Source organism: Streptomyces sp. ASQP_92 (assembly GCF_025399895.1).
Lineage (GTDB): Bacteria > Actinomycetota > Actinomycetes > Streptomycetales > Streptomycetaceae > Streptomyces.
Genome location: NZ_JAODUA010000012.1, coordinates 160,201 through 185,070, shown reverse-complemented (window position 1 = coordinate 185,070; position 24,870 = coordinate 160,201). Strand labels below are relative to the sequence as shown.

General features: G+C 71.7%; 21 protein-coding genes. 14 read left to right on the top strand and 7 right to left on the bottom strand.

Annotation, left to right across the window (positions count from 1 at the left end):
* The first annotated feature begins 1 nt into the window (after nt 1).
* The 5 genes from rsmI (at nt 2) to rsmA (ending at nt 4,832) form a co-directional block, all read left to right on the top strand.
* On the top strand, nt 2–889 hold the full coding sequence (gene rsmI, locus N4G70_RS24215; RefSeq protein WP_261714805.1) for a 16S rRNA (cytidine(1402)-2'-O)-methyltransferase: 888 nt from the start codon (nt 2–4) through the stop codon (nt 887–889).
* A 193-nt stretch (nt 890–1,082) separates the two neighbouring features.
* Nucleotides 1,083–1,457, top strand: coding sequence for a hypothetical protein (locus N4G70_RS24210; RefSeq protein WP_261714804.1), 375 nt, complete (start codon nt 1,083–1,085; stop codon nt 1,455–1,457).
* 84 nt (nt 1,458–1,541) lie between these two features.
* Nucleotides 1,542–2,414 carry a TatD family hydrolase gene (locus N4G70_RS24205; RefSeq protein ID WP_261714803.1) on the top strand — a complete coding sequence of 291 codons (873 nt, stop codon included), beginning with the start codon at nt 1,542–1,544 and terminating at the stop codon, nt 2,412–2,414.
* Nucleotides 2,415–2,550: 136 nt separating this feature from the next.
* Entirely contained in the window at nt 2,551–3,972 is a 1,422-nt protein-coding gene (locus N4G70_RS24200; protein WP_261714802.1) for a ubiquitin-like domain-containing protein, read from the top strand.
* Complete coding sequence (gene rsmA, locus N4G70_RS24195) at nt 3,969–4,832, top strand: 16S rRNA (adenine(1518)-N(6)/adenine(1519)-N(6))-dimethyltransferase RsmA (RefSeq protein ID WP_261714801.1); 864 nt, start codon at nt 3,969–3,971, stop codon at nt 4,830–4,832. The genes N4G70_RS24200 and rsmA overlap by 4 nt, the downstream gene beginning before the upstream one ends.
* A gap of 268 nt (nt 4,833–5,100) precedes the next feature.
* Here rsmA and N4G70_RS24190 read toward each other — a convergent pair whose 3' ends face one another.
* On the bottom strand, nt 5,101–6,093 hold the full coding sequence (locus N4G70_RS24190) for an Lrp/AsnC family transcriptional regulator (RefSeq protein WP_261714800.1): 993 nt from the start codon (nt 6,091–6,093) through the stop codon (nt 5,101–5,103).
* 115 nt (nt 6,094–6,208) lie between these two features.
* Here N4G70_RS24190 and N4G70_RS24185 point away from each other — a divergent pair, with 115 nt between their 5' ends.
* Together N4G70_RS24185 and N4G70_RS24180 are read left to right on the top strand one after the other, a co-directional pair.
* On the top strand, nt 6,209–7,657 hold the full coding sequence (locus N4G70_RS24185; RefSeq protein WP_261714799.1) for an FAD-dependent monooxygenase: 1,449 nt from the start codon (nt 6,209–6,211) through the stop codon (nt 7,655–7,657).
* A gap of 524 nt (nt 7,658–8,181) precedes the next feature.
* Nucleotides 8,182–9,090 (top strand): 4-(cytidine 5'-diphospho)-2-C-methyl-D-erythritol kinase, encoded by a 909-nt coding sequence (locus N4G70_RS24180; RefSeq protein ID WP_261714798.1) that lies wholly within the window; start codon nt 8,182–8,184, stop codon nt 9,088–9,090.
* Nucleotides 9,091–9,092: 2 nt separating this feature from the next.
* On the opposite strand, the gene N4G70_RS24175 is transcribed toward N4G70_RS24180, so the two are convergent.
* From N4G70_RS24175 to N4G70_RS24160, 4 genes are all read right to left on the bottom strand, one after another.
* Nucleotides 9,093–9,683 (bottom strand): Uma2 family endonuclease, encoded by a 591-nt coding sequence (locus N4G70_RS24175; protein WP_261714797.1) that lies wholly within the window; start codon nt 9,681–9,683, stop codon nt 9,093–9,095.
* A gap of 48 nt (nt 9,684–9,731) precedes the next feature.
* Nucleotides 9,732–9,974: a DUF397 domain-containing protein gene (locus N4G70_RS24170; RefSeq protein ID WP_261714796.1), complete on the bottom strand. Its 243-nt coding sequence runs from the start codon at nt 9,972–9,974 to the stop codon at nt 9,732–9,734.
* A complete protein-coding gene (locus N4G70_RS24165) occupies nt 9,971–10,837 on the bottom strand; it encodes a helix-turn-helix transcriptional regulator (RefSeq protein WP_261714795.1) in 867 nt (288 codons plus the stop codon). The genes N4G70_RS24170 and N4G70_RS24165 overlap by 4 nt, the downstream gene beginning before the upstream one ends.
* Nucleotides 10,838–10,965: 128 nt before the next feature.
* Nucleotides 10,966–11,655: a lipoprotein gene (locus N4G70_RS24160; protein WP_261714794.1), complete on the bottom strand. Its 690-nt coding sequence runs from the start codon at nt 11,653–11,655 to the stop codon at nt 10,966–10,968.
* 130 nt (nt 11,656–11,785) lie between these two features.
* Between N4G70_RS24160 and N4G70_RS24155 the strand changes: the two genes are divergently transcribed.
* The 4 genes from N4G70_RS24155 (at nt 11,786) to N4G70_RS24140 (ending at nt 18,569) form a co-directional block, all read left to right on the top strand.
* Entirely contained in the window at nt 11,786–13,591 is a 1,806-nt protein-coding gene (locus N4G70_RS24155) for an ABC-F family ATP-binding cassette domain-containing protein (RefSeq protein WP_261714793.1), read from the top strand.
* 304 nt (nt 13,592–13,895) lie between these two features.
* Complete coding sequence (locus N4G70_RS24150; RefSeq protein ID WP_261714792.1) at nt 13,896–15,629, top strand: PQQ-binding-like beta-propeller repeat protein; 1,734 nt, start codon at nt 13,896–13,898, stop codon at nt 15,627–15,629.
* Nucleotides 15,630–15,675: 46 nt separating this feature from the next.
* Nucleotides 15,676–17,541: a PQQ-like beta-propeller repeat protein gene (locus N4G70_RS24145; protein WP_261714791.1), complete on the top strand. Its 1,866-nt coding sequence runs from the start codon at nt 15,676–15,678 to the stop codon at nt 17,539–17,541.
* Nucleotides 17,542–17,897: 356 nt separating this feature from the next.
* Nucleotides 17,898–18,569, top strand: a complete 672-nt coding sequence (locus N4G70_RS24140) for a LuxR C-terminal-related transcriptional regulator (protein WP_261714790.1) — start codon at nt 17,898–17,900, stop codon at nt 18,567–18,569.
* A 548-nt stretch (nt 18,570–19,117) separates the two neighbouring features.
* Here the strand turns inward: N4G70_RS24140 and N4G70_RS24135 are convergent.
* Both N4G70_RS24135 and N4G70_RS24130 read right to left on the bottom strand, forming a co-directional pair.
* The gene (locus tag N4G70_RS24135; protein ID WP_261714789.1) at nt 19,118–19,396 is read right to left on the bottom strand and encodes a hypothetical protein; all 279 of its coding nucleotides are present in this window, start codon (nt 19,394–19,396) and stop codon (nt 19,118–19,120) included.
* A 27-nt stretch (nt 19,397–19,423) separates the two neighbouring features.
* Nucleotides 19,424–21,094 carry a sodium:solute symporter family protein gene (locus N4G70_RS24130; RefSeq protein ID WP_261714788.1) on the bottom strand — a complete coding sequence of 557 codons (1,671 nt, stop codon included), beginning with the start codon at nt 21,092–21,094 and terminating at the stop codon, nt 19,424–19,426.
* 216 nt (nt 21,095–21,310) lie between these two features.
* On the opposite strand from N4G70_RS24130, the gene galT reads away from it, so the two are divergent.
* Genes galT through galK form a run of 3 tightly spaced genes read left to right on the top strand, consistent with a single transcriptional unit; the run spans nt 21,311 to nt 24,469 of the window.
* Nucleotides 21,311–22,366 (top strand): galactose-1-phosphate uridylyltransferase, encoded by a 1,056-nt coding sequence (gene galT / locus N4G70_RS24125; RefSeq protein ID WP_261714787.1) that lies wholly within the window; start codon nt 21,311–21,313, stop codon nt 22,364–22,366.
* The gene (gene galE / locus N4G70_RS24120; protein WP_261714786.1) at nt 22,363–23,331 is read left to right on the top strand and encodes a UDP-glucose 4-epimerase GalE; all 969 of its coding nucleotides are present in this window, start codon (nt 22,363–22,365) and stop codon (nt 23,329–23,331) included. The genes galT and galE overlap by 4 nt, the downstream gene beginning before the upstream one ends.
* The gene (gene galK / locus N4G70_RS24115) at nt 23,324–24,469 is read left to right on the top strand and encodes a galactokinase (RefSeq protein ID WP_261714785.1); all 1,146 of its coding nucleotides are present in this window, start codon (nt 23,324–23,326) and stop codon (nt 24,467–24,469) included. The genes galE and galK overlap by 8 nt, the downstream gene beginning before the upstream one ends.
* The last annotated feature ends 401 nt before the right edge of the window (nt 24,470–24,870 follow it).

Here is a 24,870-nt window from a genome sequence, read left to right as displayed (position 1 = left end):
GATGGTCGGTGTGACCGGAACACTCGTACTCGCAGGCACCCCCATCGGCGACACCGCGGACGCCCCGCCCCGGCTCGCCGCCGAACTGGAGCGGGCCGATGTCGTCGCCGCCGAGGACACCCGCCGCCTTCGCCGGCTGACCCAGGCGCTCGGCGTGCATACCCAGGGGAGGGTCGTGTCGTACTTCGAGGGGAACGAGTCGGCGCGCACCCCCGAGCTGGTCGAGGCGCTCGAAGGCGGCGCCCGGGTGCTGCTCGTCACCGACGCGGGCATGCCGTCGGTCTCCGACCCCGGCTACCGCCTGGTCGCGGCCTGTGTCGAGAAGGACATCAAGGTCACGGCGGTGCCGGGGCCCTCCGCTGTGCTGACCGCGCTGGCCCTGTCGGGGCTGCCCGTGGACCGGTTCTGCTTCGAGGGCTTCCTGCCGCGCAAGGCGGGCGAGCGGCTCGGGCGGCTGCGCGAGGTCGAGGGCGAGCGGCGCACGCTCGTCTACTTCGAGGCCCCGCACCGCCTCGACGACACCCTCGCCGCGATGGCCGAGGTGTTCGGCGCCGAGCGGCGCGCGGCGGTGTGCCGGGAGCTGACCAAGACGTACGAGGAGGTCAAGCGCGGCCCGCTGAAGGACCTGGCGGCGTGGGCGGCCGAGGGCGTGCGCGGCGAGATCACCGTGGTGGTGGAGGGGGCGCCCCAGACCGGGCCCGCCGAACTCGACGCCGAGGAGCTGGTCCGGCGCGTCCAGATCCGTGAGGAGGCGGGGGAGCGGCGCAAGGAGGCCATCGCGGCCGTCGCGACCGAGACCGGTCTACCCAAGCGCGAGGTCTTCGACGCGGTGGTGGCGGCAAAGAACGCGGCACGTCAGAGCCCTGCGGACGGTAAAGGACTATCGTAAAAAGTAAAACGCGGGCCGCGCACCGGGGCGGACAAAAGCACCCAGCCCTAGGAAAGGCCAAGACCACACCAACTCTCTACAGCCCCTGATGCGTTTTGGCCGCGAAAGGCGTCTCCTGGATCGGGGGACCTTTCGCCCCCGCTCGTAAAGAGCGCTCGCAAGAGCTTGTCCAGCGGACAAGAGGAGCCGGCACATGAGTGAGATCGCTGAGACCACGGCACACGAGGCATACGCCTTCGCGTGCATGAGGTGTGGATATGGCTGGGAGCAGGCGTACGAGATAGAGCACCACGTGGACGCCACGGGCCAGGCGTTCGTCGTCTACAAGGCCAATGGCGAGCGGGTGCCCTCCCCGCTGTCCGCCCCCACCTGCCTCAACTGCGGCGGACACGTGGTGCGCATCATGCGCTCCGGGCGGGTGTCGTCCGCGCAGCAGGGGATGATCCAGCACCGCGCGCCCGCGCCGACCCAGCCCTCGCCCGGACCTCAGGACGAGGCCGGCACCCCCGCCAAGCCCGAACACCACTGGCACCTGTCGGACCTCCTGCACCCCTTCCACCGCAAGTGACCCCCTCGCGTCCCGCGTGAGCGCACCGGGCGGGGGGCCGGGCGCGGGGGAGAGGCGGCGCGCGTCCTTTCGTAGGATCGGCGCATGAGTGCCGCCAAAGATGCCCCGCCGCCCCTGCCCGAACCGCTCGGTGTGGCGGTCGCCGACTCGCACACCCACCTGGACATGCAGGACGGCACGGTCGAGCAGGCCCTGGAGAAGGCCGCGGCCGTCGGCGTCACCACCGTGGTCCAGGTGGGCTGCGACGTGAAGGGCTCCCAGTGGGCGGCCGACACCGCCGAGGCGTACGCGGCCGTGCACGCCGCCGTCGCCCTGCACCCCAACGAAGCCCCCCGTATCGTCCACGGCGACCCCGACGGCTGGTCGCGCCAGGGCGCTCGGGGCCCCGGCGGCGAGGGCGCGCTCGACGAGGCCCTCGGCGAGATCGAGCGGCTCGCGGCGCTGCCCTGGGTCAAGGCGGTCGGCGAGACGGGCCTCGACCACTTCCGCACCGGACCCGAGGGCAAGGCCGCCCAGGAGCGCTCCTTCCGGGCCCACATCGAGATCGCCAAGCGCACCGGCAAGGCCCTCGTCATTCACGATCGCGAGGCGCACGCGGATGTGCTGCGCATTCTCCGCGAGGAAGGCGCTCCCGAACGGACCGTCTTCCACTGCTATTCCGGCGACACGGAAATGGCCGAACTCTGCGCCGAATACGGGTACTTCATGTCCTTCGCGGGAAACATGACCTTCAAGAACGCCCAGCCGTTGCGCGACGCGCTCGCCGTCGCCCCGCTGGAACTCGTTCTCGTCGAGACCGACGCGCCGTTCCTCACGCCGGTGCCGTACCGCGGACGGCCCAATGCGCCGTATCTCATTCCGGTCACGGTGCGCGCCATGGCGGCCGTCCGGAACATCGGCGAAGACGTGCTGGCCGCGGCGATCGCGGACAACACCGCGCGCGCGTTTGATTACTGAGGGATAACGGAATCCGGCCGTCGTGAGGCGGCGCGCAGGGTAGCCGCGCGACCCTCCGTAGTCGAGCTGCTTTGGAGAGTGACCACCGCTCCGCTAGTGTCCCGGCCCGCACCATCGGACCGGACCCTGGAGCGTCGTGAGCAATTCGCAGGGAAGTCACCGAGCCGCACGGGGCGGCCGCCGCGCGGCAACCGCCACGGCCACGCCTCCCTACGGCACCCCCGGCGCGGCCCCCCGCCCCGACGTGCCAGCGTCCGCCACGCCCCCCTACGCCTCGCCCACACTCCCCTACGCCTCCTTCGCGCCCCGCTCCGGCATTCCCGCCCCCGGTTACGCCGACCACGACACCCACATCGCCCCGCGCCCCGCCCCCGAGCCACCCTTGGGCCAGGCACCGGACCAGGACGAGGACACGGGCGGGCGGGGCGGAGCGCGCCGGGCGGCCCGGCGCCGCAAGTCGCCCGGCCCCGACCGGCTGCGCCGCCTCGTCCCGCAGGCCCTGGTCGTGGCGTTCCTGGCGGGCGGCACCTCCGCGTTCCTGGTCAACGACAAGGCCGTCAAGCTCACCGTCGACGGCGTGCCGCACACCATGCACACCTTCGCCGATAGCGTCGAGGAACTCCTCGCCGACGAACACGTGCCGGTCGGCGCGCACGACCTCGTGGCGCCCGGCCCCGGCGCCGCCCTCACCGCCGGTGACGAGGTCGTGGTGCGCTACGGCCGCCCCGTCCAGCTCACCCTCGACGGACAGCGCCGCCAGGTGTGGACCACCGCCCGCACCGTCGAGGGCGCCCTGCGCCAGCTCGGGGTGCGCGCCGAGGGCGCCTATCTGTCGGCGTCCCGCTCCTCGGAGATCGGCCGCGCGGGCCTCGCCCTCGACGTGCGCACCGAACGCTCGGTGACCTTCCTCGCGGACGGCCACGAACGCACCCTGCGCACCAACGCGGCCACCGTCGCCGACGCCCTGGAGGAGGCGGGCATCTCCCTCCAGGGCCAGGACACCACCTCCGTGCCGCCCGCCTCCTTCCCGCGCGACGGCCAGACCGTCACCGTGATGCGGATCAGCGGCACCAAGGAGGTGCGCGAGGAGCCCATCCCCTTCCGGGTCGAGAAGACCAAGGACGCCACGCTGTTCGCGGGCACCCAGGTCGTGGTCCGCCGGGGACAGCAGGGCGCCCGCAAGGTCACCTACGCGCTGCGGACCGTCAACGGCGTCAAACAGAAGCCGCGCAAGGTCGCCGAGGAGATCGTTCGTGAGCCGGTCACCCAGCGCGTCAAGGTCGGCACCAAGGCGCTGCCCTCCTCGGTGGGCGGCGCCGACCACCTCAACTGGAGCGGCCTGGCCCACTGCGAGTCCGGCGGCCGCCCCCACGCCCTCGACCCCTCGGGCACCTACGGCGGCCTCTACCAGTTCGACCCGGGCACCTGGCACGCGCTCGGCGGCACCGGCCGGGCCGAACAGGCACCGGCCGGCGAGCAGACGTACCGGGCGAAGAAGCTGTTCGTGACCCGGGGGTCGAGCCCGTGGCCGCACTGCGGCCGTAGGCTGTATCGGTGAGCACCACTGAACCCGACGCACTCCTTACCCCCGCCGACGTCCGTGAACTGGCCGCAGCGCTTGGCGTACGCCCCACCAAGCAGCGCGGCCAGAACTTCGTCATCGACGCCAACACGGTCCGCCGGATCGTGCGGACCGCCGAGGTCCGGCCCGACGACGTGGCGGTGGAGGTGGGGCCGGGTCTCGGCTCGCTGACCCTGGCGCTCCTGGAAGCGGCGGACAGCGTCGTCGCGGTCGAGATCGACGACGTCCTCGCGGCCGCGCTGCCCGCGACGATCGCGGCCCGCATGCCCGCGCGCGCGGACCGCTTCTCCCTGGTCCACTCCGACGCGATGCTCGTCCAGGACCTGCCGGGCCCGCCCCCCACCGCCCTGGTCGCCAACCTCCCGTACAACGTGGCGGTTCCGGTGCTCCTGCACATGCTGGCCCGCTTCCCGAGCATCGAGCGCACCCTGGTCATGGTCCAGGCGGAGGTCGCCGACCGGCTCGCGGCGAAGCCGGGCAACAAGGTGTACGGGGTGCCGTCGGTCAAGGCGAACTGGTACGCGGACGTCAAGCGGGCCGGGTCGATCGGGCGCAACGTGTTCTGGCCCGCCCCCAACGTCGACTCCGGCCTCGTCTCGCTGGTGCGCCGGGCCGCCCCCGTCGCCACGACGGCCTCCCGGGCGGAGGTCTTCGCGGTCGTGGACGCGGCGTTCGCGCAGCGCCGCAAGACGCTTCGGGCGGCGTTGTCGGGGTGGGCGGGGTCGCCTGCGGCGGCCGAGGCGGCGTTGGTCGCGGCCGGGGTTTCGCCCCAGGCGCGGGGGGAGGCGCTGACGGTGGAGGAATTCGCGGCGATTGCGGAACACCGGCCGAGCTAGGTCTTCCGGGGTGGTTCTTCCCCACCCCGCCCCTTCCCGAGACCCTCCGGGGGATCCGGTTCGGCCGCGGCCCGTGCGTGGCTTCTCGCGCAGTTCCTCGCGCCCCTCAACTGCTCGGTGCTGGGCGGCATTTCAGCCCGTCCGGCGTTTGAGGACGAGCGCCCTTTAGGCGCGATCGGGGTCTGGGGCGGAGCCCCGGGGCGCCTGCGGGCCGTGCGTGGCTGGTCGCGCAGTTCCCCGCGCCCCTGGCGGGGCTGGTGCCGGGCTTTCAGGGGCGAGCGGGGGCCGGGGCGGAGCCCCGGGGGTTGGATGCCTGTTTGATGGTGCGGATCACGGGGGCCGTTTCGACGTGCGTGACCGCCGGAAGCCCGGCAACCCGCGTCGTCAGGTACCGGTACAGCTCCCGCTGCCCCGCACACACCACACTCGCGTACAGATTCGTCGGCCCCGTCGTGGCCGCGGCGAACGCGATCTCGGGATGGCTGGCCAGGATCCGCCCCGCCTCCTCCAGGTGCGCGGGGGCCACCGAGAGCCAGAGCAGGGTGCGGGCGTGCCCGCCGAACATGCGCCAGTCGACGTCGAGGTCGAGGTAGAGCACGCCGTGTTCGCGCAGCTCCGCCATCCGGCGCCGGACCGTCGTGGGCGACCAGCCGGTCGCCTCGGCCAACTCCTCGAACCCGGCCCGCCCGTCGGCGGCCAGCAGCGTGAGGAGCGTGCGGTCGCCGTCGTCGAGGCGTACCGGCCCCGGGCGGTGCGGCAGCGGAGGCGGGCGCAGGCGCTCGATCGCCTCCGCGTCCAGCGACCCCAGCTTGCCGACCAGATTGTCCGGCCCGCCGTAGAACGCGTGCAGCACGGAGTGCGCGGTGACGCCCTCCACGCGCGGCGTGCGGGGGAGTTTGGCCAGCAGCAGGGCCTCGCTGTCGGCCTCGCTCTCGGTACGCACCACGCAGGTGATCTCGGTGCCGCCGGAGCTGAGGCTCACCCAGGACGTGTCGGGGCGCCGGGCCAGCGCCTCGGCGACCGGCAGTGCCGCGGTGGGCGCGCACCGCACCCGCAGGAACCACTGGACGGCGCCGAGCGCGGTGGGGTCGACCCCGCCCAGTACCCGTACCGCCCCGGCCGCCCGCAGCCGGGCGTACCGGCGGGCGATGGTGCGATCCGATACGCCCAGCACCTCGGCGATGGTGCTGAACGGGGCGCGGCCGTCGATCTGCAAGGCGTGCGCGAGCCGCCGGTCCAGCTCGTCGTAGTCGGATTCCACCGCGCCAAGGCTAGTGGGTGTCGGATACCAGCACAATCGGGCCTGTTTCTGGTGCGTTCGGCACGGTCGGCGCAGCGTTGGCGCCGTCCCCATCGACCCAGTCACAGGAGAGTCCATGGACACCGAAGTACTCGTCGTCGGCGCCGGCCCGACCGGAATGACGATGGCCAACGAGCTGCTGACGGCAGGGGTGTCGACCGTGCTGGTCGACCGGCTGGCGCGCCGCAGCGAACTGTCCAAGGCGGGCGGCGTGCAGTCCCGCACACTGGAGGTGCTCGACCAACGAGGGCTCCTGGAGCCCCTGTTGGCCACCGGAGACCACCCCGTCACCACCGGCCACTTCGCCGGGGTTCCCCTCCCGCACTCCTCGGACCGGCACCGCCTGCCCTGGCGGTCCGTGCCGCAGGTGGTGATCGAGGGCTTCTTCGAGGAGCACCTCGGCGCGCGCGGCCTCCACGTCCGGCGCGACCACGAACTGGTCGGCCTCGCCCAGGACGGGGCCGGGGTCACCGCGGCCTTCGCGGGCGGCACGTCCCTGCGCGCCCGCTATCTCGTCGCCGCCGACGGCGCCCACAGCACCGTACGGTCGCTCCTTGGGGCGGCCTTTCCCGGTGAGCCCGGCACGCTGACGATCGTCGCCGCCGACGTGCGGTTGGACGGCGCCGATCCGTCCGCCTCGCACACCTGGAACGAGGAGGGGCACTGGGCGGCGCTGTTCCCGCTCGGCACCGATGCGGAGGGCAGGCCGTTGCGCCGCCTGGTACTGGGCGGCCCCGGCCAGTCATTGCCGAGGGAGACCCCGGTCACCGAGGACGACATCCGTACCGGCCTCAACACGGTCTTCGGGACGAAGGTGCACCTGCTCGAACTGCGCTACGCCCGCCGGATCACCAACGCCTCCCGGCAGGCCGAGCGCTACCGGCACGGGCGGGTCTTCCTGGCGGGCGACGCGGCCCATGTCCACCTTCCGCTCGGCGCGCAGGGCATGAACACGGGGATGCAGGACGCCTTCAACCTCGGCTGGAAGCTGGCCGCGGCGGTACGCGGCTGGGCACCGGCGAACCTGCTCGACACGTATCACGCGGAACGGCATCCGGCCGGGGCGGCCGTGCTGCGCAACGTCCGGGCCCAGAGCCTGCTCATGGACTGGGCCGGCACCCGCGATCCGGAGGTCCTGGCGGCTCGGGAGATCTTTACGTCCCTGGCCCAACTGCCGGACGTCCAGAACCATTTGGGGGACCTGATGTCCGGGATGGCCATCCGCTACCCGATGCGGGATCCGGCGCCGGGCGGCACGTCCCACCCGCTCCTCGGGCTGCCCGTACCGGATCTGGACCTCGGCGGGGTCCGGGTGCACGAGCTGCTCCGGGCGGGCCGGGGTGTCCTGCTGGACCCGGCCGGCGCGTACGGCGAGGTCGCCGCGGCCTGGTCGGACCGAGTGGTCCTGGCCGGCCGGGGCGCCGCGACCGAGCCGCTGCTCGTCCGCCCCGACGGCTACGTGTGCTGGGCGCCCCCGGCGCCCCTGGAGCCGGCCCTCCACCACTGGTTCGGCGAGCCCCTGTAACCCCCGGGGCCCCGCCCCCGCTTTCGCCTGCGGACCGCGCCCACGTCTCGCGCGGTTCCCCGCGCCCCTAAAAACCCGTCTCCATCTGCGGGCCGCGGGTGGCTGGTCGCGCAGTTCCCCGCGCCCCTTAACCCTCTCGGGCCTGCGGGTCGTGGTCGCTTTTCGCGCAGTTCCCCGCGCCCCTAAAACCCCGGTCGGCTGCGGACCGTGCTCGCTTCTCGCGCAGTTCCTCGCGCCCCTTAGCAGTACTGGTGCTGGCCCGCATGGGGACACCTCAGCCCGTCCGGCGATTGAGGACGAGCGCCCTTAAGGCGCGATACGGGGTCTGGGGCGGAGCCCCAGGGGTCCCGGCGCCATCCGACCCTGCGCTTACGGGCGGGTGGGTGGGAAAGGTGCCTCGGGGTCTGGGGCGGTGCCCCAGGGGGCCCGGAACCGACCAACCCGTCGCACGGGCGGGTGGGTGGGGAAAACGCGCACGGGGCCTGGGGCGAAGCCCCGGGCGGGGTTGGGGGAAAATGGCCCCCGTGAGCACCCCCCGTATCGTCACCGCCCGCGTCCCCGCCAAGGTCAACGTCCAGTTGGGCGTGGGCCCCGCCCGCCCGGACGGGTTCCACGACCTCGCCAATGTCTTCCTCGCGGTCGACCTCTACGACACCGTCACCGTGACCCCCGCCGAGACCCTCCGCATCACCTGCGAGGGCCCGGACGCCGCCCAGGTCCCCCTGGACCGTACGAACCTGGCCGCCCGCGCCGCCGAGCTCCTCGCCGCGCGGCACGGCATCGAGCCCGCCGTCCACATCCACATCGACAAGGACATCCCCGTCGCGGGCGGCATGGCCGGCGGCAGCGCGGACGGCGCGGGCGCGCTCCTCGCTTGCGACGCGCTGTGGGGCACGAACGCGACCCGGGCCGAACTCCTCGACATCTGCGCCGAGTTGGGCAGCGACGTACCCTTCAGCCTGCTCGGCGGCGCGGCCCTCGGCACCGGGCGCGGCGAGAAGCTCGCCCCCCTGGAGGTCGGCGGAACCTTCCACTGGGTGTTCGCGGTGGCCGACGGCGGCCTCTCCACCCCGGCCGTCTACCGCGAGTTCGACCGCCTCACCCCCGACGCCCCCGCCCCCGAGGCCTCACCCGCGCTGCTCGAAGCGCTCCGCACCGGCGACGCGAAGGCCCTCGCGGGCGCCCTCACCAACGACCTCCAGGCCGCCGCCCTCTCCCTGCGCCCCTCGCTCGCGGACACCCTCGCGGCGGGTACGGCGGCGGGCGCCCTCGCGGCCCTGGTCTCGGGCTCGGGCCCGACGACGGCGTTCCTGTGCGCCGACGCGGAGGCCGCCCGCACGGTCGCGTCCGCCCTGATCGCTTCCGGCACCTGCCGCACCGCGAGGGTGGCGTCGTCACCGGCCCCGGGCGCGACGATCGTGCCGTCCGCCTGAGCTCAGTCCCTGCGGGCCCTGTCGAGGACGATCTCAAGGGTGCAGGGCTTGTCGACCTTGAGCTGTCCTCGCTGCATGCCCATGTGTACGTACGCCTTGGTAAGGGGGCCGAGCTCGTAGACATGCACCACGGGCTCGTCGCCGTTTCCGCCCCGCTCGACCCGCCAGAAGTTGGGGATCCCGGCGGCGGCGTACTTCTGAGGCTTCGTGGTGCGGTCTCGGGATTCCGAGTCGGGAGAGACGACCTCGACGGCCAGCAGTACGTCCTGCGGGCGAAAGCTCATCTGGTCAGGCCCGGTGACCGCTTCCGTTCGCACCAGGCTGACGTCTGGCGCGAGACCGTTGCGGTCGTCGAGGACGACGGTCATGTTCCGGATGACGTCCAACGTGTCCGGCCGATCACGCCGCACGCCGTCGACCAAGAGGTCGACGACACAGGCGTGGAACATGCACTGCGGGCTCGCGAAGACCAGACCCGCGTCGATCAGCTCGGTGCGGGACGGGAGTTCGGGCAGCGTGAACAGGTCACCCACGGTGTAGCCGTCCCGGGGAGGCCGGGGCCACCGATGCTCAAGGGGTTCGTCAGCGGTCATGTTTCCTCCGCGGGCGGCTTGATGCACACCGTCAACTCGGGCCGAACGTCAGCCCCGGTGCTCCGCGACGAACGCGGTCCACGCCTCGGCGGAGAGCGCAAGCGTGGGGCCTTGCTTGTCCTTGGAGTCGCGTACGTGGACGGTGTCGGGGCAGACGGCCACCTCTACGCAGTCGTCACCCTGCGTGCCGCTGTAGCTCGACTTGTGCCAGGCGAGCGCGACTTCGACACAACTGTCGCCCTGCGTGCCGCTGAAGCTGCTCTTGAACCAGGTGAGTTCTGGGGTGCTCATAGGGCTCCTCGGATCTGCTCCAACAGGCCCCGCGACTTGGTTGAGTTGAGGGCCTGCGAGCGCAGTGTGTCATACGCCTGCTGGAGGGGGACCACCTCTTTTCGATCACTGATCAGCCGGCCGTTGCGCTGCCCTTCCGAGTACGCATGTCGCCGGCCGTCAGGTCCTTCCAGCAATTGCAGCGGTCCGTCCAAACACGCATGGAACTCACAGCCCAACGGCATTACTTGCAGCGTCACATTGCGCGGCTCGGTGCTCGCCAGCACATGGTCCAGCATGTCCCGCGTCACCCCCACGCCGCCCAGCCGCTCCCGGAACACCGCCTCGGACACGATGAAGCTGAACGGCACGTTCTGCCGCTCCCGAAGCAGCCGCTGGCGCTTCATCCGAGCGACGAGCTGGCTCTCGACCTGCTCGTCCGTGAGGGGCGGCACCGCGTTCTCGAACAACGTCCGCGCGTACGCCTCCGATTGCAACAACCCCGGCACCATCCGGCATTCGTACGTGCACAGGCTCACCGCGGTCCGCTCGCGCCGCGCCCACTCCCGGAACCACGTCGCCAACCCCGCCTGCCGCGTCAGATAGCCGAACGCCCGCCGCAGCGCCCCCGTGTTGCCGAGGGCCGCCTCCGCTCGCTCCACGAACTCCTCGTCCGGCATGCGGCGGCCCAACTCGACCGATTCCACCGTGTGTTTGGAGTAGCGGACCAGCCGCGCGAACTCCTCGCGGGTCAGGCCCGCGTGTTCGCGCAGGCCCTGTACGAACGCTCCGAACGTCTTGAGGCTGTCGGACGGGACGGGTTCCGCCGCACCACCCCCGGCCCGCTCCCGCTCCCGCTCGCCGCCGCCGTCGTCGTCGGTCATGTGCCGCCACCTTCCGGTGAGTTGATCTCCCCGCTCAACTCACCCAGGGTGACCGCTCGCGACCGTACCGTCCACCCTCCGTGTCCGTACGCTCGCGCAGCGTACGGATGGCCCCACCGTCGGCCGCCCTACCGCGTGGCCTTCAGGCTGGACTTCGCCAGCTCGTACGCCGGCAGCATCTCCTGGTGTTCCTGGGTGTCCAGGCCGCCCAGGTGCAGCACGAGCGTGCCCTTGGGGGTGACGACCGCCAGGGCGTGCTCCTGCTTCGAGGCGTCCATCACCTTGCTGTACGTCTCGTAGGCGACCTCGGTGGCCGGAAGCGAGCCCCCCTTGATCTCCTGGTACGCCGGCTTGCGCGCGTTCTTGTCGGCGCCGACGAACGACTCCAGGGCCGCGCGGGGCGTGCCCGAGGTGGTGGTGATGGTCCAGGCCCGCAGGAAGCCGATGTGGCCCGCCGGTTTCGCGTCGATCTCGCAGGCCAGGGTGAACGGACCCTGCTTGGCCAGGCCGGCCAGTGGGGAATCCGCGGCCTCGGCCGCCACCGGCTTCGGCTTCCACTTCGCCGCCAGGTCGAACGTCGCCGGCAGGGCGCAGGCCGAGCCCGCCGACCCCACAGCGCCGCCCGCCTTCGCCGCCGCGGCCCCGCTCCCCGAAGTGGGCGACGGCTTCGCCGGGCTCGACGGGGCCGCCGATGCCCCCGGCTTCTTCTCCTCGCCGCACCCCGTCAGAACCGCCGCCGCCAGCACCACCGCGACCGCACCCCGCACCCCATCGCGCACCACATCGCGCCGCATGAGCCCCCGCCCCTCGTCCTTCATAAGAACCCCGTGATCGCGGACACTGCCGCGGATCACCCCTCGCGTGATCCCTCGATCACCGGCCGAACGCTATCCGACCGTCCGCGGCGACTACCCTGGATGACGATCCATCCCCCTGCTCAGGAGTGAAATGGCCGTCAACCTGGTCAATGTCGAGGCAGTCAGCAAGGTGTACGGCACCCGTGCCCTGCTCGACGGAGTCTCCCTCGGCGTCTCCGAAGGGGACCGGATCGGGGTCGTCGGGCGCAACGGCGACGGCAAGACCACCCTGATCCGGATGCTGGCCCAGCTGGAGGAGCCGGACACCGGCCGCGTCACCCACGTGGGCGGGCTGCGGCTCGGCGTGCTCACCCAGCACGACTCGCTCGACCCCACCGCCACCATCCGGCACGAGGTCATCGGCGACCTGGCCGACCACGAGTGGGCCGGCAACGCCAAGATCCGCGATGTGCTGACGGGCCTGTTCGGCGGGCTCGACCTGGCCGGGTTCGCGCAGGGCCTGGACACCGTGATCGCCCCGCTGTCCGGCGGCGAGCGGCGGCGCATCGCGCTCGCCAAGCTCCTCATCGGCGAGCCGGATCTGATCGTGCTCGACGAGCCCACCAACCACCTCGACGTCGAGGGCATCTCCTGGCTGGCCGGCCACCTCCAGGCCCGCCGCTCCGCGCTCGTCTGCGTCACCCACGACCGCTGGTTCCTCGACCAGGTCTGCACCCGCATGTGGGACGTCCAGCGCGGCTCCGTCTTCGAGTACGAGGGCGGCTACTCCGACTACGTCTTCGCCCGCGCCGAGCGGGACCGCATCGCCGCCACCGAAGAGGCCAAGCGGCAGAACCTGATGCGCAAGGAGCTGGCCTGGCTGCGCCGCGGCGCCCCGGCCCGTACCTCCAAGCCGCGCTACCGCATCGAGGCCGCCAACGAGCTGATCGCCGACGTGCCGCCGCCGCGCGACACCAGCGAGCTGATGAAGTTCGCCAACGCCCGGCTCGGCAAGACCGTCTTCGACCTGGAGGACGTGACCGTACAGGCCGGGGAGAAGCTGCTGCTCAAGCACCTCACCTGGCAGCTCGGCCCCGGCGACCGCATCGGTCTGGTGGGCGTGAACGGCGCGGGCAAGACCTCGCTGCTGCGGGCGCTCACCGAGGCCTGGCGCACCGCGGGCGAGGCCCAGCCGGTCGCCGGCAAGGTCTCCGTCGGCAAGACCGTACGGCTCGCCTACCTCTCCCAGGACGTCGCCGAACTCCCGCCCACGCTGCGGGTGTTGGAGGCCGTCCAGCAGATCCGCGACCGCGTGGACCTCGGCAAGGGCCGCGAGATGACGGCCGGTCAGCTCTGCGAGCAGTTCGGGTTCTCCAAGGAGAAGCAGTGGACGCCCGTCGGTGACCTTTCCGGCGGTGAGCGCAGGCGGCTCCAGCTGCTGCGGCTGCTCATGGACGAGCCCAATGTGCTCTTCCTCGACGAGCCCACCAACGACCTCGACATCGAGACGCTGACCCAGCTCGAAGACCTCCTCGACGGCTGGCCCGGCTCCATGGTGGTCATCTCCCACGACCGGTTCTTCATCGAGCGCACCACCGACCACGTGTGGGCGCTGCTGGGCGACGCCACGCTGCGGATGCTGCCGCGCGGCATCGACGAGTACCTGGAGCGCAGGCAGCGGATGATCGCCGCCGCGCCGGCCCCGGCCGCGGTGGCCGCGGCGAAGGCGGCGCCCGCCGTCTCCGCGCAGGACGCCCGCGCCGCGAAGAAGGAACTCCAGAAGCTCGAGCGCCAGCTCAACAAGATCAATGAGCGCGAGACGAGTCTGCACGCGCAAATCGCCGATAACGCCACGGACTTCGGCAAGGTGGCCAAACTGGATGCCGAACTGCGTGAACTGATCGTCGAGCGCGACGCGTTGGAGATGCGCTGGCTCGAACTGGCCGAGGACTCCTGAGGCACAGCGGTAAGGACGTCGTGCGGCGCTCGCGTAGAGACGGCGTACAGAGTCAGTAACGGCGGCATTACGGGCCGGTTCTCCCTTGGGAACAGGGATGACCGGCCCGTGGCGCGCCGTGCTCCGAGTGATAGAAAGTAGCTCCGTTCGACTGACGTAAAGACGCAAAGACGCAAATTCGGGGGATCTCGTTGTGACCCAGCCGCCCAGTTCTCAGCCGCCGCAGGGGGGCTTCGGAGCACCGCAGGACAAGCCTCAGGGCCCGCCCGCCCAGCCCCAGGGGCCGCCGCCCCAGCCGCCGCACATGCCGCCCGCGCCGCCCGCCCAGCCGCCGCAGATGCCGCCGGGCCCGCCGGCCGGAGCACCTGGCTACGGCTATCCGCAGGCGCCGGGCCAGCAGCCGGGTTACGGCTACCCGCAGGGCCCGCCCCCGCAGCCGGGCTACGGCTACCCGGGCGCCCCGGGCCAGCCGCCGACGCAGGGCAACCCCTATGCGCAGACCCAGCAGGGCGGTTACGGCTACCCGGGTCAGCCGCAGTACCCGGGCGGCCCGGTGCCGCCGCAGGGCGGGGGCGGCAAGAACCCGTTCAAGGGCAAGCCCGCGATGATCGTGGCCGCGGCGGTCGCGGGCCTGCTGGTCGTCGGCGGCGGCGTGTTCCTCGCGACGAGCGGCGGCGACGACGACAAGAAGCCCGTCGCCGACAAGACCAACAGCGCGACGCCCTCGGGCTCGCCCTCGGTCGACAAGGGCGACGGCAAGGGTGACGGACGCCCCGACGACAGCGGGGACGTCAACGCGGGCATCAAGCCCGGCGAGGCCCGCGTCTGGTACCACGAGAACGAGACCCCGCTGACCCAGAACGGCGCCGCGCAGTACGGTCCCTGGCGCGTCGGCGACGTCGTCGTCAAGGCCATGTACAAGGAGGCCGTCGGCTACTCGGTCGCCGACGGCAAGGAGAAGTGGAAGGTGTCTCTGGACACCCCCATCTGCGGCGCCCCGCACGACACCACCGCGGACGGAAAGATCGTCTTCGGCGTCCAGGAGAACAACACCAAGGACGCCAAGTGCAACCAGCTCCAGATGGTCGACTTCGCGGCCGGCAAGGCGGGCTGGAAGGCGCCGGTGCCGTCCGAGAACACCTTCGACATCATGGTCAGCTTCGACATGGCCATCAGCGGCAACACCGTGGCGCTGGCCCGCATGGGCGGCGCGAGCGGCTTCTCCATCGCCGACGGCAAGAAGCTCTACGGCACCCCGAAGACCGGTAACTGCCGCTCCGACGCGTTCGCGGGCGGCCCCAAGCTCATCTCGGTGGGCACCTGCACCGACCCGAACGACAACAATCTGGACTCCCCGCCGTCGGAGCTCCTCCAGGAGCTGGACCCGGCCACCGGCAAGAGCAAGTGGAACTACCAGTACGACAAGGGCTGGACGATCCGCCGCGTCTACTCGATGGACCCGCTGGTGGTGTACGCCACCAACAAGGACAAGAAGACGTGGAACATCTCCACCTTCACCGCTGACGGTAAGGTCCGGTCGCAGGTCGACTCCAAGGCGCAGCTCACCGCCAATTGCAGCGGCTTCGGCATCGTCGACCGCCAGCTCCAGGACTGCTCGGGCACGGCCGCCGACGCCAACACCCTCTACATCTCCACCGAGGGCAAGCGGTCGGACGACCTCGGCGTGGGCCGCAGCAACGAGGTGATCGCCATCGACCTCGCCACCGGCAAGGAGAAGTGGCACTCGGCCGCACCCAAGGGCCGCATGATGTCGCCGCTGGCCGTCGACGGCGGCCAGGTCGTGCTCTACATCGAACCCGGCATCGACGACGCGGGCGCCGCCGTCGCGACCCTGCCGGCCACCGGCGGCACCCCGCAGATCACGCTCCAGAGCCCGGGGGCCGCCTCCGGCACCGAGCGGAACTTCTACAGCCCCCACACGGTATGGGCGGGCGGACGTCTCTTCCTGCTCAACGGGCGGGTGAAGAGCCCGAAGGGCGACGAGCGGGACAACTCGATCCTGTCCTTCGGCAAGTGACGCCCCAACTCCCCTTCCCCGCCTTCCAGTCAGAGGTCCGTTCGGCATGAGCCAGCCACCCCAGCCACCCCAGCAGCCCCCGCGACCCGAGGACACACCCCCGGGCTTCGGCGCCCCGCAGCAGCCCCCGGCCCCCGGGTTCGGCGCGCCCCAGCAGCCCCCGGCCGGCGGCTTCGGCGCGCCCACCCCGCCGCCGCCCCCCGGCCCGCCGAGCACCCCGCCGCCCGCGGGGCCCCCGGCCTACGGCTACCCGCAGACGCCTGCGCAGCAGCCGGGCTACGGCTACCCGGCGACCGCGCCGCAGCAGCAGCCGGGCTACGGCTACCCGAACCAGCCGGGCCAGCCGGGCCAGCCGGGCCAGCCCGGTCAGGCCGGATACGGCTACCCGGTGCAGCCGCCCACCCAGCCGATGCAGCCGCAGTACCCGGCGCCGGGCGCGCCCGGGCCCGGGCAGCCCGGCGGCAAGAAGCCGAACACCCAACTGACGATCATCATCGCGGCGGTCGTCGCGGTCGCGCTGATCGTCGGCGGTGGCATCTGGTACGCCTCCGGCAAGGACGACGGCAAGAGCGAGGCCGGCAAGGGCGACACCGGCGGTGCCAAGGGCAGCGGCGGCAGTGCGACGGGAGGCGGCGGCAAGGAGAAGGCGCCCGCCAACACCGCCGCCCACGTGCTCTTCCAGACCCCGCAGCCCGTGGTCAAGGACCTCACCGCGGTGCGCGGCTCCTGGCTCACCGACAAGGCGTACGTCAAGTCCGGAGTCAAGGAGATCGTCGGCTACGACCCCGCCAAGGGCACCCAGCTCTGGAAGCTCCCGCTGACCGGCAACGTCTGCCAGTCGACCACGCACGTCTCGGCCGACGGCAAGACCGCGTTCGCCTTCGAGAGCCAGGACAACGGCGCCAAGTACGCGTCCTGCACCGAGGTCGCCGGCCTCGACCTCAACACCGGCAAGCTGCTGTGGCAGGCCGACATCAAGGGAGCCAACGGCGACCGCAAGACGCGCTTCGACGAGGTCACCCTCGGCGCGGGCACCGTCGCGGCCGGTGGCCTCGACGGCGGCGCGGCCTGGGACCTGAACACCGGCAAGGAGCTGTGGAAGCCCACCACCACCGCCGACCAGTGCAAGGACGTCGGATACGGCGGCGGTGACGCGCTCGTGGCGGTCCGCAAGTGCGGCGACTACGAGAAGCCCACCATCAATGTGCAGCCCCTCGACCCCAAGAGCGGGCAGCCCATCTCCACGTACAAGATGCTGCCCGGCATCCAGTACGCGCACATCGTCTCCACCAAGCCGCTTGTGCTGGCCGCCGACGTCGGCGACAGCGCGGGCGACGGCAGTGGCATCTCGGACTTCTTCTCCGTCGACGACAAGACGGGCAAGCTGCTCGCGCGCATCCCGGCCCCCGGCGACAAGTATGCCGCCGATTGCGACAGCACCTCCGTCGAGAAGTGCACGATGGTCGTGGCGGGCGGCGGCAAGCTGTTCGTGCCGTCCGAGGAGCACGAGAACGCCTCGACCGGCTCCGGTTCGCTGGGCCGCACCAACGAGGTCGTCGCCTTCGACCTCGCCACCGGCCAGGCCGTACCCGGCAAGACGGACGCCGGTGACGGCTACAAGCTGTACCCGCTGCGCATGGACGGCAACAACGTCATCGCGTACAAGGACGCCCCCTACGACAAGGGCACCCAGGTGGTCAGCATCGACGGCGGCAGCCTCCAGTCGACGCTGCTCCTGGAGAACCCGGCCGAGCGCTCGGTGCGCGGCGCGATCACCTCGTTCTCGACGAAGTTCTCCGAGATCCTCTACGGCAACGGCCGCCTGTACCTGGGCGCGACGCTCCTGAGCAAGCCGTACTCGGCGAGCGATTCCGACAAGAAGTTCCTGTTCATGGCGACCGGCACGAGCTGAGCCGCCGCCCGGTGAGGGCCCCGCCCGCGGAGAACTCCGCGGGCGGGGCCCTCACCTTTTTCCCGGCCCTTTCGAGCCAGCTTTCCGTGCGTCCTTCGCCGCAGGTCGGGGGCGCGCGCGGGCGCCGGAAAACGGCCGAGATGGACGTTTCACTTCCGTTCCCACTTCCTCGTACTTCCTCAACCCCGCCCGAATGCCGGAGAATTCGGCATTCTGGGGGCTTCTCGGCGGTAAGAGGCGCGCGGCGTCGAACAAGCGTGTAGCTTGCCGGGGCATGAGGGGCTGGGGAGCGGGGCCCGAGCGGGCTGCCGTCGGCTCGAAGAGCCGGGGAGGGCCCGGGGGATGGGGGTAGCTCGATGGGCGTGCGGCTCATGGTGGTCGACGACCACCGGCTGCTCGCCGAGGCACTCGCCTCGGCGCTGAAACTGCGGGGCCACCGGGTGCTCGCCGCGGCGGCGCCGGTCGCGGGCGCGGCCGAGCTGGTGGTGAGCCGGGCGCCCGAGGTGTGTCTGCTCGGCACGGCGTCGCCCGCCGAACCGGGGGTGTTCGACCCGATCGTACGGATCAAACGGGAGCGGCCGCAGGTCGCCGTGGTGGTGCTCGGCCCGGTCCCCAGCCCGCGCGGGATCGCGGCGGCGTTCGCGGCCGGGGCGTCCGGCTATGTGCGCCACGACGAGCGCATCGAGGGCGTCGAGCGGGCGATGGTGAAGGCCAGGGCGGGGGAGGCGGCGGTCGCGCCGGGGCTCCTCCAGGGCGCGTTCGCCGAACTCCTCAACCCCGCCGCGCAGCCCGACGACGAGGGGCAGCGGCTGTTGCGGCTGCTCACGCCGCGGGAGGTGGAGGTGCTGGTGCGGGTCGCCGACGGCGAGGACACGCGGGTGATCGCGGCGGGCATGGGTATAGCGCCCTCCACTGCCCGCACCCACGTGCAGCGGGTCCTGATGAAGCTCGGGGTGGGTTCCCGTCTGGAGGCCGCGGCCCTGGCCGCCCGAACCGGCCTCCTCGACCGAGCCACCCCCCCAACCTAGGCACGCCCCTCCCTGGGGCTCCGCCCCAGACCCCGTTCGCGCCTGAACGGCGCTCGTCCTCAAACGCCGGACGGGCTGAGGTGTCCTGCGCCGGCCCGCACCGGGTAGCTAAGGGGCGCGGGGAACTGCGCGAGAAGCGACCACGATCCGCAGGCGACGACGGTTCTTGGGGGCGCGGGGAACTGCGCACCAGCCACGCACGGTCCGCACCCGAAGCCGGGGCCCCTGGGGCTCCGCCCCAGACCCCGTTCGCGCCTTAAGGGCGCTCGTCCTCAAACGCCGGACGGGCTGAGGTTGCCCGTGCGGGCCCGCACCGGTCCTGCCAGGGGCGCGGGGAACTGCGCGAGAAGCGACCACGATCCGCAGGGTCGAGAGGGTTTAGGGGCGCGGGGAACTGCGCGACCAGCCACCGGTGGTCCGCAGACCGAAGGGCTTTTAGGGGCGCGGGGAACCGCGCGAGAAGCGACCCCGGGCCGCAGGCCGAGAGGCATTTGGGGCGCGGGGAACTGCGCAGGGGGTCGGGGGCGGGCCCGCGCCCGAAGGCGGGGCTAGGACGGGTCGGCCGGGGGTGGGGGAGCCGTGGGGCGGAGCTTCAGCCAGGTCAGGAAGAAGACGCCCAGGACCAGCATCCCCACCCCCGTCCAGAGGTTGATGTTCACCCCCTGCGCCTTCTCCAGATCCGCGTCGGAGACGAACACCCCCGCCCCGCCCACGATCACCCCGTACAGGGTGAACAGGCCGCCAATGATCCGGCGGATGTCGAAGAGCCGCGCCGCCGACGCGGACTTGCGCTCCAACTCGGAGACTTCAGCGTGCAGTTCGGACATGTCGGTACCTCCGGATCGGAACGGGCGTCAGAACGAGTAGGGGACGTAGCAGAGCGCGGCCAGCGCGATCGCGCCCCAGCCGAGCAGGGCCGGGCTTCGGTACCAGGCGCTGTCGCCCTCGGCCGGCGGCTCCTCGACGCCGGGCGACTTCGTCCCGTACACCAGACCCGCGAGCTCCGCCGCGGGCTTGGGCGCCGTGAACAGGGTGACGGCCACCATCACCACCGCGCCCGCGACGAAGCCGACGATCGCGGAGACGAAGTTGGCGCCCTGGTCGGTGGGGATCGAGATGACGCCCTGCTTGTAGATCCAGAAGTAGTTGACCATCGCGGCCGCGGTGCCCGCGAACAGGCCCCACACCCCGGACTTGACCGAGGCCCGCTTCCAGAACATGCCGATCACGAACACCACGAACATGGGGACGTTGAAGAAGGAGAACAGGGTCTGGAGGTAGCCCATGATGTTGGAGAAGGAGGAGGCGATGAACGCCGTGCCGATGGAGGCGAGCACACCGATCGCGGTGATCAGGCGGCCGAAGCGCAGGTAGTAGGCGTCCGGCCGGTCCTTCTTGACGTACTTGGCCCAGATGTCGTACGTGAACACGGTGTTGAAGGACGACACGTTGGCCGCCATGCCCGCCATGAACGCGGCGAGCAGTCCGGTCACCGCGATGCCGAGGACGCCGTTGGGCAGCAGGTCCTGCATGAGCAGCGGGATCGCGTCGTTGTACGTCAGGTCCGAGCCCGGTGTGCCGATCTTCGGCACGAGCACCGCGGCGACCAGGCCGGGGATCATCACCAGGAACACGATGAACATCTTCGGGAACGCGGCGATCAGCGGGGTCCGCCGGGCCGCGCTCAGGTTCTTCGCGGACAGCGCGCGCTGCACCTCGGCGAAGTTGGTCGTCCAGTAGCCGAAGGAGAGCACGAAGCCGAGGCCGAGGACGATGGTGAGCCAGTTGGCGCCCAGCGGGTTGGCCTGGCCGATGCCGGTGCCGCCCCACGCGGACAGGAAGTTGTCGCCGTGGCTCGCCTTGAGCGACCCGGTCAGGCCGTCCCAGCCGCCGACCCGCTTGAGGCCGAGGATGGTCAGCGGTATGAGCGCCGCCAGGATCACGAAGAACTGGAGCACCTCGTTGTAGATGGCCGAGGAGAGTCCGCCGATGGTGATGTAGGCGAGCACGAACAGACCGGCGACCACGATCGCCACCCACTGCGGCCAGCCGAGCAGCGCCTCCACGACGATCGACAGGGCGTAGAGGTTGACGCCCGCGATCAGCACCGCGGCGAACGCGAACAGGGCCGAGGCGAGCAGATGCGCGGACTTGTCGAAACGCTGGAGCAGGAACTCCGGTACGGAGCGCACCTTCGAGCCGTAGTAGAAGGGCATCATCACGAGCCCCAGGAACACCATGGCCGGGATCGCGCCGATCCAGTACCAGTGCACGACCGCGACGCCGTACTGGGCGCTGGTCGCGGACATGCCCAGGATTTCGGTGGCGCCCAGGTTCGCCGCGACGAAGGCGAGGCCGGTCACCCAGGCCGGCAGCGAGCGGCCCGACAGGAAGAAGTCGAGGCTGGTCTTCACGCTGGCGCGGGCGGCGAAGCCGATGCCCAGGACGACGATGAAGTAGATCGCCAGGATGGTGTAGTCGAGCCCGTTGGTGGGGAGCCGGAGCCCCACGGCCAGATATTGCATGCGTACCCGCTTCGTCGCGCTTACTGATCCGGACGGGAACCTACGCCTCCGCGGTCGGAAACTGAACAGTTCTGGTGAGATTGTTTGTTGGATTGTGATCGAGCGTGACGCCTCGGCCGTGCTCGCTTCCGCACAGCAACCGCTTGCGCGCCCATTGACGGTGACTGTTGGCTTGTGGTTTGTTGTGTGCGATTCTGTTGGATGGTGGAGGTTGCAGTGAAGAAGACGTCGACCCGGCTCGCCGACGGCCGCGAGCTGCTCTACTACGACGCGCGGGACGACCTCGTACGGGACGAGAGCGACCGCCGCCCGCTCGACCCGGTGTCCACCGCGTCCGAACTGCGCCACGACCCCCTGCTCGGCGACACGGTGGTCGTCGCCTCGCACCGCCAGGGCCGCACCTATCTGCCGCCCGCCGACGCCTGCCCGCTGTGCCCGTCACGTGAGGGCCGCGACAGCGAGATCCCGGCCGCCGACTACGACGTCGTCGTCTTCGAGAACCGCTTTCCCTCGCTCGCGGGCGACTCCGGCCGCTGCGAGGTCGTCTGCTTCACCTCCGACCACGACGCGTCCTTCGCCGACCTCACCGAGGAGCAGGCCGCCCTCGTCCTGGAGGCCTGGACCGACCGCACCGCCGAACTCGCCGAACTCCCGCAGGTGCGCCAGGTGTTCTGCTTCGAGAACCGGGGCGCCGAGATCGGCGTCACCCTCGGCCACCCACATGGCCAGATCTACGGCTACCCCTTCACCACCCCCCGCACCGCCCTCATGCTCCGCTCGCTGGCCGAACACCGCGCACGCACCGGCGGCCGCAACCTCTTCGACGACGTGGTCGAGCGGGAGCTCACCGAAGGCACCCGGGTGGTGCTCGAAGGCGAGCACTGGGTGGCGTTCGTGCCGTACGCGGCGCACTGGCCCTACGAGGTCCATCTGCACCCCAAGCGGCGCGTCCCGGACCTGCGGGCCCTCGACGAGGCCGCGCGCACAGAGTTCCCACAGATCTACCTGGAACTCTTGAGGCGCTTCGACCGGATCTTCGGACCCGACGAACCCCCCACCCCCTACATCTCCGCCTGGCACCAGGCACCGTTCCGGGGCGAGGAGGCCGTCGACCGCGCGGAGTTCGGGCTCCATCTCGAGCTTTTCACCATCCGACGCACATCCGGCAAGCTCAAGTACCTCGCGGGTTCCGAGTCCGGCATGAACGTGTTCATCAACGACGTGCCGCCGGAGGCCGCGGCCGAGCGACTGCGAGAGGTGGCCAGCAAGTGAGCAAGTATCTGGTGACGGGCGGGGCGGGCTACGTCGGCAGCGTGGTCGCGGCCCACCTGATCGAGGCCGGCCACACGGTGACCGTCGTGGACGACCTCTCCACCGGCTTTCGCGAGGCCGTCCCGGCCGGGGCCGCGTTCATCGAGGGCCGCGTCCAGGACACGGCGAAATGGCTGGACGCCACCTACGACGCGGTCCTCCACTTCGCCGCGTTCTCCCAGGTCGGCGAGTCGGTGGCGGTCCCGGAGAAGTACTGGGCCAACAACGTCGGCGGCACCATGGCGCTGCTCGCGGCGATGCGGGAGGCGGGAGTGGGCCGACTGGTCTTCTCCTCCACGGCGGCCACCTACGGCGAACCGGTCTCCACCCCGGTCACCGAGACCGACCCCACGGCCCCGACCAGCCCCTACGGCGCCTCCAAGCTGGCCGTGGACCACATGATCGCCGGGGAGTGCGCGGCGCACGGCCTGGCCGCGGTGTCCCTGCGCTACTTCAACGTGGCCGGCGCCTACGGAGACCGCGGCGAACGCCACGACCCCGAATCCCACCTCATCCCACTCGTCCTCCAAGTGGCCCTCGGCGAGCGGGAGTTCATCTCCGTCTACGGCGACGACTACCCCACCCCCGACGGCACCTGCGTCCGTGACTACATCCATGTCGCCGACCTCGCCCAGGCCCACCTGCTGGCGCTCACGGCCGCCACGGCGGGCGAGCACCTCGTGTGCAACCTCGGCAACGGCAACGGGTTCTCGGTCCGTGAGGTCGTCGAGACCGCCCGCGAGGTGACCGGCCACGAGATCCCCGAGGTCGTCGCGCCCCGGCGCGCCGGGGACCCGGCGATCCTGGTGGCCTCCGCCGCCCGGGCCCACGAACGCCTGGGCTGGCGGCCCACCCGCGCCGGCCTCGCCGACATCGTCGCGGACGCCTGGGCGTTCGCACGGCGGACGGAGCGGTCCGGTGCGTGAAGTCGCCTCCGCCTTCCGGGAGTTGTACGGGTACGAGCCGGAGGGGGTGTGGGCGGCGCCCGGCCGGGTCAACCTCATCGGCGAGTACACCGACTTCAACGAGGGCTTCGTCATGCCGCTCGCCCTGCCGCACACGGCGGTGGCGGCGGCGGCCCGACGCTCCGACGGGGTCCTCAGGGTCCACTCGGCCGACATCGACGGCCCCGTGGTGGAGCTGCGCGCCGACGAACTGACGCCGCTGTCCGGCGCGGGCTGGGCGGCCTATCCGGCGGGCGTGGTGTGGGCGCTGCGCGAGGCGGGCCACGTGGTGCCGGGCGCCGACATCCACCTCGCCTCGACGGTGCCGACGGGTGCGGGCCTGTCCTCCTCGGCGGCCCTGGAGGTCGTCACCGCGCTCGCCCTGCGCGACCTGTACGAACTCCCCTTGTCGCTGCCGGAGTTGGCCGCGCTGGCCCAGCGCGCGGAGAACGCGTTCGTCGGGGTGCCGTGCGGAATCATGGACCAGACGGCGTCGGCGTGCTGCACCGAGGGCCACGTCCTGCACCTGGACGCGCGCGACCTGACGCGCCGCCAGATTCCCTTCGACCTGCCCGCGCACGGGCTGCGACTCCTGGTCGTCGACACCCGCGTGCAGCACGCGCTGGGTGACGGCGCGTACGCCGAGCGGCGCGCCGGATGCGAACGCGGTGCGCGGGAGCTGGGTGTACGCACCCTGCGCGAACTGCCCTCCACGCGACTCCCCGAGGCGCTGAAGGAGCTGTCGGACGCGACCGTCCGGGGCTATGTGCGGCACGTGGTGAGCGACAACGCCCGGGTGACGCGGGTGGCGGAGCTTTTGGCGGCCGGTGAGATCCGCGCGGTCGGCCCCGTCCTCACCGAGGGCCATGCCTCCCTCCGCGACGACCTGCGGGTGTCCTGTGCGGAGCTCGACCTCGTCGTCGACACGGCGGTGGGGGCGGGGGCGCTCGGGGCGCGGATGACGGGTGGGGGGTTCGGGGGGTCGGCGATCGTGCTGGTCGAGGAGTCGGGGGTGGGGGCGGTCTCGGGGGCGCTGCGGTCGGCGTTCGCCGGGGTGTCGCTCGCCCCGCCCCGCCTCTTCGAGGCGACCCCCTCGGCGGGGGCGCGCCGCGTCTCCTGACCCCGGGCCCCCTCGGCCCGGCCGCGGACCGCGGTTCCCCGCGCCCCCAACCCGCCTTAGCCCGCGGGCGGCTTTTCGCGCAGTTCCCCGCGCCCCCTGACCCTGCCTTCGGCTGCGGGCCGTGCGTGGCTGGTCGCGCAGTTCCCCGCGCCCCTAACCCCTCTCGATCCAGCGGGCCGTGGTCGCTTCTCGCGCAGTTCCCCGCGCCCCTAAACCCCGCCTTCGGCCTCGCGCCGTGGTCGCTTCTCGCGCAGTTCCCCGCGCCCCTAACCCCTCTCGATTCCGCGGACCGTGCCCGCGTCTCGCGCAGCCTCGCGCCCCTCAACTGTTCGATGCTGGGGCACTTTCAGCCCGTCCGGCGATTGAGGACGAGCGCCCTTAAGGCGCGATCGGGGTCTGGG